Genomic DNA, 11,909 nt, shown 5'->3' with positions numbered 1-11,909 from the left:
TTATACAATGAAAAATATAACAATGATCTGCACGATGGTGCTATTGGTACTTGGTTTTACAGGAATGAATGCCCAATCTAATAGTGCTCAATCTGAAAAAAACAAAACAGAAATAGGAATCATGCTCGATGGTTTCAATACCGCTGCTGCAAAGGCTGATTTCAATACCTATTTCAATTATTTCGCAGATGAATCTACTTTTATTGGAACAGATGCCACCGAAGTCTGGGATAAAAAAGCCTTCATGGTTTGGGCGAAACCGCATTTTGACAAAAAGAAAACCTGGAATTTCACTGCTCTGAAAAGAAATATCTATTTCAGCAAAGATGGAAAACTGGCATGGTTTGATGAACTGTTGGATACCCAAATGAAAATATGCAGAGGTTCAGGAGTCGTTGAAAAAATAAACGGGAGCTGGAAGGTAAAACAATATGTGCTTTCCGTGACCGTTCCCAATGACGTTGTTGATAAAGTAGTTGCAGAAAAGACACCGATTGAGGAGGTATTAATTAAACAATTAAAAGCAAAATAATGGAGCCACCGCACAGTTCACTTTCAAGAAGAATAAAACCCAATCTTTCCATGCCTCAGATCATCAATATGAGTATGGGTTTTTTGGGAATCCAGATGGCTTTCGGTTTGCAAAATGGTAATGCCAGCAGAATTCTGGCCAATTTGGGCGCTGATGTTCATGAACTGTCATGGTTCTGGCTGGTAGCACCCATTACTGGACTTATTGTGCAACCGATCATCGGACACATGGGGGACAATACCTGGAGTCCTTTGGGAAGACGAAAACCGTATTTTTTAATTGGAGCGATCCTTTGCGCCCTGGGTCTCGTACTCCTTCCTAATGCCGCCACGGTGACCCATCTGTTTGCTGCTAACGCACTGCTTCTTGCTGTACTATTTCTGGCGATGATGGATGCTTCCGTTAATATTGCAATGGAACCTTTCCGGGCTTTGGTAGGAGATATGCTTCCCAAACATCAGGGAACCCTGGGCTTTTCTGTTCAGACTATTCTGATTGGGATAGGTGCAGTAGTCGGATCATATATCCCGAGTATACTGACTTCATTAGGCGTGTCCAATGAAGCACCTGAGGGCTTTGTAGCAGATAATGTGATCTACTCGTTTTATGTGGGAGCCGGTATATTGCTACTGACCATTTTGTATACTATTTTTATAACTAAAGAATATTCTCCGGAGGAATTTGCAGCTTTTGAAGACGGAAAAGAGGCCCCGCAGGAATCTTCCAAATTCACGGATATTTTTAAAGATTTTGCAGGCATTCCGGCACAGATGAAAAAACTGGGTGCTGTCCAGTTCTTCTCGTGGTTTGCATTGTTCACGATGTGGGTATTTACGACAAGTGCTTTAGCCACTCACCATTTTGGCCTTTCTCCTGAAGATACCCATTCCAAGGCATTCAATAATGCAGGAGATCTGACCGGGAAACTATTCGGAATGTATAATCTTTGGGCTATTCCCTTTGCATTTTTATTAACCCCGATCGCCAAAAAAATAGGAAAGAAACAAACCCATGCATTGGCCCTTTTGTGCGGCGGATTTGGTTTGATTTCCATGTATTTTATTAAAGACATTAATTTTCTATGGATTTCTATGATAGGCCTGGGATTCGCCTGGGCGAGTATTCTTGCCATGCCTTATGCAATGCTTATTGAAGTAATTCCACAAAGGAAAATGGGAGTATATATGGGAATCTTCAATTTCTTTATTGTTATTCCGCAAATTATCAATGGTTTGTTAGGAGGCCTCATTGTAAGCAATGTCTTTGGAAATCAGGCTATTGATTATGTTGTAGTTGGCGGTGTCTGTATGCTGATTGGAGCAGTCGTTACTATGATCTTCGTCAAATCAGAAGACGAAACCCCTAAGGAAATAGAAGGAGAGATCAAGCAGGTGCATTTTTAGGGAATAGAGGTTAGAAGATGGCAGATTTTCAACTAATAGATCACAGTAAAAATTCAATAGGAGCGGGCTTTAGCCCGCTTTGTTTTATTAACGGTATTTAAATCTACTTAATCTAAAAAATAGATTTCTACATCATCTATCCCCAAACAATTTTATCGAAGATAAAATTTTAGCATCTTAAAACAGAAGAATTAGGAATAAACTTGCACCTTTGCATTTAACCAAAATAATTACATTTCTCACCTCTGCCACAGCCAAAAATCCTTTCTTAACTTACATCAACACTTTAAAAGGCCTCCAGTCCCTACATTTGTACCATAAAATAATCACAGTATGAAAACAGTATATCATAAAGCAGATTCAAGAGGACACGCAGATCATGGTTGGCTAAATAGCTACCACACCTTCAGTTTTGCCAACTATCAAAACAAAGACAGAATGAATTTTGGTGTTTTAAGAGTATTGAACGACGATACCGTTTCACAGGGAATGGGATTTGGAACACATCCGCACAGGGATATGGAAATTATATCAATTCCCTTGGAAGGAGATCTGGAACATAAAGACTCAATGGGAACTACTGCTGTTATCAAAAAAGGAGAGATCCAGGTCATGAGCGCCGGAACCGGAGTAATGCATAGCGAGTACAATAAAAATAAAGACGAAGCAGTGAAGTTTCTGCAGATCTGGATTTTTCCTCGAGAAGTCAATGTGGAACCGAGATATGATCAGAAAAGCATCAAAGAAGGTGAAAAAATCAATGGATTCCAGCAGATTTTGTCTCCTGATAAAAATGATGACGGAGTTTGGATTCATCAGGATGCCTGGTTTAATTTGGCTAATTTCAAATCAGGAAACGGCAAAAATTATATGTTGAATAAAAAAGGAAATGGAGTTTATGCCTTCGTTTTAAAAGGAAGCGCCAAAGTAGGAGACCGGGTTTTGAATGAAAGAGACGGATTGGGCATATGGGATACTCAGAGCTTTAATATCGAAGCAGTAGATGACGCTGAGATCTTATTAATGGAAGTACCCATGGACTTGCCAGCTTATTTGAAATAATAATCAAAAACATTAAATAGATAAACAATAAATGAAAGTTTTAGCAATAGCAGGAAGCAATTCAGATGCTTCAATGAACAGACAGTTGGTAGCCTATGCATCATCTCTTTTTGACAATGCAGAAGTAGAAGTAATCGATTTGAACCCTTTCGAAATGCCCATTTATAAGCACGAAAGAGAATTGACCGGAGGTGTTCCTCAGGAAGCAAAAGATTTTGCCTCAAAAATTGATGGAGCTGATCTTCTTTTGGTGTCATTACCTGAGCACAACGGAACTTATTCTACAGCATTCAAAAATGTGTTCGACTGGGTATCCAGAATCAAAGACAGAACGGTATTTAATCAAGTGCCAATGTTATTAATGTCAACCTCTCCCGGAGGCAGAGGCGGAGCTGGCGTTTTAGAAGCTGCATCGAAGCGTTTTCCTTCCCATGGTGGAAATATTGTAGAAACTTTCTCACTTCCTTTCTTTAATGACAACTTTGATAAAGCTGCACAGAAGATTTCCAATGAAGAGAAAGACAATGAATTAAAGGATAAAATAAAGAAGATAGCAGCCATTGAAACCATCCTTGAAAAATAGAGTTTGAATATTAATTTAAAATTACTATTTTTGCAAAAAGAAAAAAGATGAAAATTCAGACCACTTTTAAAGAATGTTTCTCAGAGAAAGGGAAAACTGTGGACTCTGAAATTCTGAGATAAAATAACGGCCGATAATCTACCAAGATTGTCGGCTTTTTTATTTTCAAAAATCGATATAAAAAGTAATTATAGAAATAAAATGTACCAATATATCAATGTATCAATAGACCCGTTTTTTGGTTTTCCAAACAAAATGATTGTTACATTGTTAAACTGATACATTGCTACACTAATAAAATTATTAAACATGAGCAACACTTACAAATCAGCAGGCGTAGACAAAGAAGAAGGGTACAAAACAGTTGATAAGATCAAAAAAGCAGTAGGCGAAACCCATAACTCAAATGTATTGAACCATTTGGGGAGTTTTGGAGCTTTCTATGAGATCGGAGGATATAAAAATCCGGTGCTGGTTTCAGGGACAGATGGAGTAGGAACCAAACTGAAAGTAGCTTTGGATACTAAACAATATGATTCTATCGGGGTCGACTGTTTCGCAATGTGTGCCAATGACATCCTTTGCCATGGTGCAAAACCTTTATTCTTCTTAGATTATCTGGCTTGCGGAAAGCTGGATTCAGAAATTGCTGCTGAGATCGTTCTTGGAATGGTGAAAGCTTGTAAAGACAACAACTGTGCATTGATTGGCGGTGAAACTGCTGAAATGCCGGGAATGTACCAGCCGGGAGATTATGATGTTGCAGGATTCTGTGTAGGAATCGTTGAAAAAGATCAGATTATTGACGGTTCTACCATCAAAACAGGAAATAAAATCATTGCACTTCCAAGCTCAGGATTCCACTCCAACGGATTTTCACTGGTAAGAAAAGTATTCCCTAACTTCGAAGAAGAGTTTGAAGGAAAACCTTTATACGAAACCCTTTTAGTACCTACGAGATTATATTACAAAGACATCCATAAAGTATTGGAAGAAGTAAAAGTTTCCGGTATTGCCCACATTACAGGAGGAGGTCTTTATGAAAATGTTCCGAGAATTATTCCTGAAGGACTGTGTGCTTCTATCGATGCTGCCAAGATCAAAATTCCTAGCATTATGCTTGAACTGGAAAAAAGAGGAGGAGTATCCCGTGAAGAAATGTTCGGAACCTTCAATATGGGAGTAGGAATGATCATTGTTGCTGATCCAGATCACGCAGAAAAAGTATTGCACCTTTTAGATGATGCTTACGAAATTGGTGAGATCACGGAAGGAAGCGAGAAAATTAATTTAGCAATATAACAATCGATCAATGTACCAGTGTACCAATTAAACGCATTGTTACATTGTTAAACTGATACATTGTTACATTAACAACATGAAAAACATCGTTATACTCGTTTCAGGTTCCGGGACCAATCTGCAGAGAATCATAGATACCATTGACAGCGGAGAAATCCAGAATGCAAAAGTATCTCTGGTAGTGGCAGACAGAGAATGTTACGGACTTGAAAGAGCCAAAAATCATCATATAGACCATGTTCTGATTCCAAGAGGAAAGAACTTCAGCAATGAATTGGGACAGGTGATTCCGAAAGATACAGATTTAATCGTATTGGCAGGATTTTTATCCATTCTAAAACCTGAATTCTGTGTAAACTGGACCGGAAAGATTATTAATATCCATCCTGCACTGCTTCCTAAATTCGGAGGAAAAGGAATGTGGGGAATGCATGTTCACAATGCCGTTATTGAAGCCGGGGAAAAAGAAAGCGGCGCAACCGTTCATTTTGTAACTCCGGGAATTGATGAAGGGGAAGCGATTCTTCAAAAATCATTTGAAGTGACCGCAGAAGATACGCCGGAAACGATAGCAGAGAAAGTACATCATATTGAATATGAAATATTCCCAAAGGCAATCAATAAAGTTTTAGGAAACAATTCATAGAATCGAAATTCCCCTCCCTTGGAGGGGTGGCAAAAATTCTTTGAATTTTTGACGGGGTGGTTATAAAATATTTATCCTTTGCTGAGTGAAACGCCTCTGCGTTTGTTCAACTTGAAACAGATAAAACTTAGCTTGCTTAGCGCTAAAATAATGATGGCGACGACTTCGCGCAGCCTGACCAATAGAATAGCAACAGGTTTTTTTAATGTCTGATTGAGCGAATTTGAAATATATATTAAAAGAAAACACTTTGGATTTTTGATGAAAGAATTTCGAAAAAATTAAAAAAAATCTAAGTAAATAAAAGTAAGGCCGGGGGGTGAAAGACCGGGCTACAGTTTGAAATAGCTGTGAAAAGTAAAAAATTGAAAGTAAAATGAGTAAAAAGAGAGTTTTAATCAGTGTTTCTGACAAAAGCGGCCTGATCGAGTTCGCCCAGTTTTTGGAAGCCCAGAATTATGAGTTGATTTCTACGGGAGGAACGTTCAAGTATTTGAAAGATGCCGGTTTAAATCCGATTCAGATCGATGAGGTCACCAATTTCCCTGAAATGCTGGACGGAAGAGTGAAAACCCTTCACCCGAAAGTACACGGAGGTCTTTTAGCAGTACGTTCCAATGAAGAACACATGAAAACCGTTCAGGAACATGGAATTGATCTGATCGATATGGTGATCGTCAACCTTTACCCTTTCTTTGAAAATGTAAACAAAGACATTTCTTTACATGAGAAAGTAGAATTCATCGATATCGGAGGTCCTTCAATGCTTCGCTCTGCGGCTAAGAACTTCGATTCTGTTACCGTAATTACCGATGTAGAAGATTATGCAACGGTAAAACTTGAAATGGAACAGAACGGTGACACATACATCGAAACGCGTAAAAAGCTTGCTGGAAAAGTATTCAACCTTACTTCAGCTTATGACGGTGCTATTTCAAGAATGCTTTTAGATGAAGAATATCCTACGTATCTTAATGCTTCATATAAAAAAGCATCTGATCTAAGATATGGTGAGAACCCTCACCAAACGGCTGCTTATTACGTTTCTACTTTTGAGAACGGTGCGATGAAAGATTTCGAACAGCTGGGTGGTAAAGAACTTTCTTTCAACAACCTTCGTGATATGGACCTTTGCTGGAAAGTAGTAACCGAATTCAAAGAAGAAATGGCGTGCTGCGCAGTGAAACATTCTACACCTTGTGGCGTAGCGATCGGAACTTCAGCATTGGAAACCTACCAAAAAACTTTCGAATGTGATCCTGTTTCTATTTTTGGCGGAATTGTTGCAATGAACTACAAGATCGATGCAGCCACAGCCGAAGAACTGAACAAAACATTCCTTGAGATCGTAATGGCTCCGGAGTTTGATGAAGCAGCTCTTGACGTTTTAAGAAAAAAGAAAAACCTTAGAATAATAAAAATCGTTAATCCTGTTTCCGACAAGCAAACCTGGGTGAAAATTGACGGAGGTATCCTGGTTCAGGATAATGACTCCCATTTTTCAGACGATATTAAAGTGGTAACTGAGGTACAGCCTTCAGAAGAACAGAAAAAAGCCCTTCTTTTCTCTCAGAGAGTCGTGAAGTATGTAAAATCAAACGCGATTGTTGTTTCCAACGGTATTCAGGCCTTCGGAATCGGTGGCGGACAGGTCAACAGAATCTGGGCTACTGAACAAGCCATCGAAAGAGCAAAAGAAAAATTCACAGGAGATCTTGTACTGGCTTCGGACGCATTTTTCCCTTTCCGTGACGTGGTAGATTTCTGCGCTAAAGAAGGAATTAAAGCAATTATCCAGCCGGGTGGAAGTGTAAAAGATCAGGACAGCATTGAAGCTGCCAATGAGCACGGTATCCCAATGATGTTTACCGGGGTTAGACATTTTTTACATTAATTAAAATAGAATTAAAAAATAATTTGGGATTGTATTTATAGCATTCAAAATTATATATTTGTAAAATAGACTAGATAATAAATAAAGTATGAGAATATTAATCATAGGTGAAGGCGGTAGAGAATCTGCTTTAGCAGCAAAGCTTCAGAATGACCCAAGAATTTCTAAAATGTTTTTTGCTAACGGTAATGCTACTACCGATGTAATAGGGAAAAATGTTCATTTATCAGAGATTAAAGAACTGAGAGATTTTGCCATTAAAGAAAAGGTGGATCTTACGATTGTAGGTCCTGAAGCACCTCTTGTAGCAGGTCTGAAGGATGAATTCAAAAAGCACGATCTTAAAGTTTTCGGTCCGAACCAAAAAGTAGCGAGCCTGGAAGGAAGTAAGGCTTTCTCTAAGAAATTTATGCAGACCTATGATATCAAAACGGCTAAAGCGGTAGTATTTGATTCATACAACGATGCTAAAGAATATGTTCAGACACAGCAGTATCCTTTAGTGGTTAAGGCGAGTGGTCTTGCAGGCGGAAAAGGTGTTGTTATTTGCGACAATATTGAAGAAGCTGAGGCTACGATCCACGATTTCATGATCAGAAGAATTTATGGAGATGCTGGAATCCGTCTGGTTATTGAAGAATATTTAGAAGGTTTTGAAGCTTCAATCATTGCATTCTCAAACGGTGAAAAGATTTTCCCTTGTATTGCTGCAAAAGATTACAAAAAAGCTGGAAACGGTGACACAGGACCCAATACCGGTGGTATGGGATCTGTAGCGCCAAGCCCTGATTTTACTCAGGAGCACTATGCTGATTTTGAAAAAAATATCTTACAAACGACCATTAACGGTCTGAAAGGTGAAGGATTCAGCTTTAAAGGAATCATTTTCTTCGGATTAATGGTTACTAAGAACGGAACTTACCTTCTTGAATACAACATGAGATTCGGAGATCCTGAAACTCAGGTATTAATGGCATTAATGGAAAACAATCTTCTTGATGTGATCCAGGACTGTATGGATGGAAAAGATATCGAGCTTAAGTTTAAAGACGAAAAGGCAGTATGTCTTGTGATGTGTTCCGGAGGTTACCCAAGAAACATAGAAACAGGGTACGAAATTGTAGGAGAAGACAAAATGAAACATTCTAAACTTCTATACGCAGGTGCCATAAGAAAAGCTGACAAAGTAGTTTCTAACGGTGGAAGAGTTCTGAACATCGTTGCTACAGGAGCTACCTATGACGACGCCCGCAAAAAGGTATACGAAGATGCAGCCCACATTCATTTCGATTACGGCTTCTACAGAGAAGACATCGGAAAGTTTTAAAATAAATCACGAAAAAAGATTTGGAACCTTTCCAAGTCTTTTTTTGTAAAACAGTCAATATTAGATACCAGATGCAAGATCTCAGATTTCAGACACCCAAGTCTGATATCTGACATCTCAAATCTCATATCATTAATCAATCATCAATTATCATTTACAAAATGAACAACGGTATTATCATATTAGATTTCGGATCACAGTACAATCAGCTTATCGGAAGAAGAATCCGTGAGATGGGCGTATATTCTGAAATTCTTCCTTTCAATACACCTTTGCAGGATATTCTTGCCAAACAGCCCAAAGGAATTATCCTTTCCGGAGGACCAAGCTCTGTGAACGCAGAAAATGCTCACCTGGTAGAAAAAGAATTGTATGAACAAGGAATTCCTGTATTGGGAATTTGCTACGGAATGCAGCTTACCGCTCACCTTTTAGGAGGAAAAGTAAACAAAGGTGAAAAAGGAGAGTACGGAAAAGCTCATTTGGATATTATTAAAGAAAATGCTTTGTTAAAAGGAGTTATTCAGAATTCTATCGTATGGATGAGTCACTTTGACGAAGTAGGAGAATTACCTGCAGGGTTTGAATTAAACGCAAAATCAGGGGTCATTGCTTCTATCTCCAATGAAGACAAAAAGATATACTGCGTTCAGTTTCACCCGGAAGTTTCTCATACAGAAGAAGGAGGAAAAATGCTTGAAAACTTTGTTTTCCCAATCTGTAATGCTGAAAAAAACTGGAAACTGACGAACTACATCGAAAAAACAGTTGAAGAAATCCGTGAAAAAGTAGGAGACAGCAGAGTGATCCTTGGTCTTTCAGGAGGAGTTGACTCTTCTGTAGCAGCAGTTTTAATTCACAAAGCAATCGGTGATCAGCTGACTTGTATCTTCGTGGATACTGGTTTATTGAGAAAAGAAGAAGGCCAGAAAGTAATGGATAACTATGGAGAACATTTCCATATGAACATTAAAATGGTTGATGCTAAAGAAAGATTCCTTTCAAAATTAGCTGGAGTAGACGATCCGGAACAGAAAAGAAAAATCATCGGAAACGAGTTTATTCATGTTTTTGATGAAGAGTCTCATAAAATTGAAGGGGCTAAATTCTTAGCTCAGGGAACCATCTATCCTGATGTTATTGAAAGCCAGTCTGTGAACGGACCCTCTGCAGTGATCAAGTCTCACCACAACGTAGGAGGACTTCCTGAAGATATGGAATTCGAATTATTGGAGCCTCTAAGAGAGCTTTTCAAAGATGAGGTAAGAAAAGTAGGTGAGGAGCTAGGTATTCCACATCATTTGGTACACAGACACCCATTCCCGGGCCCTGGATTAGGAATCAGGGTATTGGGAGCTGTAGACGCTGAAAAAGTGAAAATCCTTCAGGAAGCTGATGATATTTTCATCGAAGAATTATACAAAAATGATCTTTACGAAAAAGTATCGCAGGCTTTTGTAGTCCTTCTTCCTGTAAAATCAGTAGGAGTAATGGGAGACGAAAGAACCTATGAGTACACTGCTGTAGTTCGTTCTGCCAACACCATCGACTTTATGACGGCAACCTGGAGCAGACTTCCTTACGAGTTCCTGGATACAGTATCCAGCAGAATCATCAACGAAGTAAGAGGAATCAACAGAGTAGCTTACGATATTTCAAGCAAACCGCCTGCAACGATTGAGTGGGAGTAATTTTCACTTAAATTAATATACATAGATCCTGCCTCTGGTGGACTGCCCCCAAAAAGTTAGACACTTTTTAGGGGCATTTTTTATGTATAGAAAAGAAAAATTTAGCGTTGCTTTCAAATTAGAATGTATTAAACTTCACAAAAATTCTCATCGTTCGATTGAATCTATAGCAACAGAGAAAGGATTTAATGAAAGCAATCTGCGCAAGTGGATCGGTTTTTATAACAAGTACGGAACCTTGGGACTACAACCAAGAAAAAACAGGAGCTACTCGTTGAATTTCAAGATTAAAGTTTTGAAAGCCATCGAAACAGAACATCTCTCACAAAGGGAAGCATGTATCCGATTCGATATCGCAGCGCAGTCTACTGTGTTGAGTTGGCAAAGGGATTATGAAAAAAGTGGTATTTTAGGGTTAAAGAATACCCCCAAAGGAAGACCCCGCATTATGAGCGATTACAAACGTAAGAAAAGAAAGTCCGATAAGCCATTAACCCGAGAAGAAGAACTTTTATTGGAAAACGAAAGGCTGCGGGCCGAAATTGATTTTCTAAAAAAGTTAGACGCCTTAACTCTCAAAAAGAACAAACAGAGGCCATCGAAGGATTAAGGCGAAAATATGATCTGTCGGTCCTTCTGGATTGTACAGGTATGGCCAGAAGCAGTTTCTATTACCATCAGAAAGTACTTAAGAAAAAGGATAAATATGGAGAGATAAAAGCTTTGATAAAACAGATTTATCATAGGCATAAAGGACGGTTGGGATACCGTCGTATCACTTTGGTCATGAAACAACAAGGAATTATAATCAATCATAAAACGGTATTGAGATTAATGAAGACCCTGGGATTGAAAAGTATCATTAGGGTTAAAAAATACAGATCTTACCGGGGAGAGCAAGGCAGGATAGCGCCAAATATTCTTGAGAGGAACTTTAAGGCAGATCTGCCCAACAGAAAATGGGCCACTGATGTGACAGAATTTAACGTCTCGGGCAGTAAATTATACCTTTCACCGATAATTGATCTGTACAACGGCGAGATCGTGAGTTACGATCTCTCGGAAAGACCTGTTTTTGCACAGGTCATAAATATGCTCAAAAAGGGGTTTAGAAAAATCAAGAATACTGAAAACCTCATTATCCACTCTGATCAAGGCTGGCAATATCAGATGAAAGCCTATCAGCATCTGTTAAAAGAAAAAGGAATTATCCAAAGTATGTCCCGCAAAGGAAACTGCCTGGATAATGCGGTAATAGAAAACTTCTTTGGGACTTTAAAATCTGAAATGTTCTACACTAAGAAATTTAAAACCATTGATGAACTCAAAAAGGAAATAAAGGAATATATTAATTACTACAACAACGACAGGATAAGACTTAATCTAAAAGGAAAGAGTCCGGTACAGTACCGAACTCTTTCATATAATAATATTGTTTAATTTTGTCTAAACTTTGGGGTGCAGTCTAT

11 protein-coding genes are annotated in these 11,909 nt (G+C 38.6%); all 11 read left to right on the top strand.

Translation table 11 applies throughout. The features are described 5' to 3' along the window. Window positions 1-7 precede the first annotated feature (7 nt). The 11 genes from EG346_RS22240 to EG346_RS22190 all read left to right on the top strand — a co-directional run bounded on the left by EG346_RS22240 (window position 8) and on the right by EG346_RS22190 (window position 11,880). The gene (locus tag EG346_RS22240; RefSeq protein WP_181876086.1) at window positions 8-532 is read left to right on the top strand and encodes a nuclear transport factor 2 family protein; all 525 of its coding nucleotides are present in this window, start codon (window positions 8-10) and stop codon (window positions 530-532) included. Beyond that, window positions 532-1,935, top strand: coding sequence for an MFS transporter (locus tag EG346_RS22235; protein ID WP_123881742.1), 1,404 nt, complete (start codon window positions 532-534; stop codon window positions 1,933-1,935). Before EG346_RS22240 ends, EG346_RS22235 begins: the two co-directional genes overlap by 1 nt. Window positions 1,936-2,268: 333 nt before the next feature. Further along, window positions 2,269-2,997, top strand: a complete 729-nt coding sequence (locus EG346_RS22230; RefSeq protein WP_073336820.1) for a pirin family protein — start codon at window positions 2,269-2,271, stop codon at window positions 2,995-2,997. 31 nt (window positions 2,998-3,028) lie between these two features. Then, complete coding sequence (locus EG346_RS22225) at window positions 3,029-3,580, top strand: NADPH-dependent FMN reductase (protein WP_123881739.1); 552 nt, start codon at window positions 3,029-3,031, stop codon at window positions 3,578-3,580. Window positions 3,581-3,889: 309 nt separating this feature from the next. Continuing rightward, window positions 3,890-4,882, top strand: coding sequence for a phosphoribosylformylglycinamidine cyclo-ligase (gene purM / locus EG346_RS22220; protein ID WP_123881736.1), 993 nt, complete (start codon window positions 3,890-3,892; stop codon window positions 4,880-4,882). Between the two features lie 76 nt (window positions 4,883-4,958). Then, window positions 4,959-5,528: a phosphoribosylglycinamide formyltransferase gene (purN, locus tag EG346_RS22215; RefSeq protein WP_123881733.1), complete on the top strand. Its 570-nt coding sequence runs from the start codon at window positions 4,959-4,961 to the stop codon at window positions 5,526-5,528. A 376-nt stretch (window positions 5,529-5,904) separates the two neighbouring features. Further along, window positions 5,905-7,422: a bifunctional phosphoribosylaminoimidazolecarboxamide formyltransferase/IMP cyclohydrolase gene (gene purH / locus EG346_RS22210; RefSeq protein ID WP_123881730.1), complete on the top strand. Its 1,518-nt coding sequence runs from the start codon at window positions 5,905-5,907 to the stop codon at window positions 7,420-7,422. An 88-nt stretch (window positions 7,423-7,510) separates the two neighbouring features. Further along, a complete protein-coding gene (gene purD, locus EG346_RS22205; protein ID WP_123881727.1) occupies window positions 7,511-8,749 on the top strand; it encodes a phosphoribosylamine--glycine ligase in 1,239 nt (412 codons plus the stop codon). 161 nt (window positions 8,750-8,910) lie between these two features. Beyond that, complete coding sequence (gene guaA, locus EG346_RS22200; RefSeq protein ID WP_123881724.1) at window positions 8,911-10,440, top strand: glutamine-hydrolyzing GMP synthase; 1,530 nt, start codon at window positions 8,911-8,913, stop codon at window positions 10,438-10,440. Window positions 10,441-10,522: 82 nt separating this feature from the next. Next, the gene (locus tag EG346_RS22195; protein WP_073337025.1) at window positions 10,523-11,050 is read left to right on the top strand and encodes a helix-turn-helix domain-containing protein; all 528 of its coding nucleotides are present in this window, start codon (window positions 10,523-10,525) and stop codon (window positions 11,048-11,050) included. Continuing rightward, window positions 11,038-11,880 carry an IS3 family transposase gene (locus EG346_RS22190; protein ID WP_123877197.1) on the top strand — a complete coding sequence of 281 codons (843 nt, stop codon included), beginning with the start codon at window positions 11,038-11,040 and terminating at the stop codon, window positions 11,878-11,880. The genes EG346_RS22195 and EG346_RS22190 overlap by 13 nt, the downstream gene beginning before the upstream one ends. The last annotated feature ends 29 nt before the right edge of the window (window positions 11,881-11,909 follow it).

Origin of the sequence: Chryseobacterium carnipullorum (assembly GCF_003815695.1) — a bacterium.
Classification (GTDB): domain Bacteria; phylum Bacteroidota; class Bacteroidia; order Flavobacteriales; family Weeksellaceae; genus Chryseobacterium; species Chryseobacterium carnipullorum.
The sequence above is the reverse complement of the archived record's forward strand: the minus strand, read 5'-3'. Positions and strand labels throughout refer to the sequence as shown.

Bases quoted from the DNA above. Each gene is read 5' to 3' on its own strand.
- purH (WP_123881730.1), top strand. From the start codon at position 5,905: ATGAGTAAAAAGAGAGTTTTAATCAGTGTTTCTGACAAAAGCGGCCTG.
- EG346_RS22230 (WP_073336820.1), top strand. From the start codon at position 2,269: ATGAAAACAGTATATCATAAAGCAGATTCAAGAGGACACGCAGATCAT.
- purN (WP_123881733.1), top strand. From the start codon at position 4,959: ATGAAAAACATCGTTATACTCGTTTCAGGTTCCGGGACCAATCTGCAG.
- EG346_RS22235 (WP_123881742.1), top strand. From the start codon at position 532: ATGGAGCCACCGCACAGTTCACTTTCAAGAAGAATAAAACCCAATCTT.
- guaA (WP_123881724.1), top strand. From the start codon at position 8,911: ATGAACAACGGTATTATCATATTAGATTTCGGATCACAGTACAATCAG.
- EG346_RS22195 (WP_073337025.1), top strand. From the start codon at position 10,523: ATGTATAGAAAAGAAAAATTTAGCGTTGCTTTCAAATTAGAATGTATT.
- purM (WP_123881736.1), top strand. From the start codon at position 3,890: ATGAGCAACACTTACAAATCAGCAGGCGTAGACAAAGAAGAAGGGTAC.
- purD (WP_123881727.1), top strand. From the start codon at position 7,511: ATGAGAATATTAATCATAGGTGAAGGCGGTAGAGAATCTGCTTTAGCA.
- EG346_RS22225 (WP_123881739.1), top strand. From the start codon at position 3,029: ATGAAAGTTTTAGCAATAGCAGGAAGCAATTCAGATGCTTCAATGAAC.
- EG346_RS22240 (WP_181876086.1), top strand. From the start codon at position 8: ATGAAAAATATAACAATGATCTGCACGATGGTGCTATTGGTACTTGGT.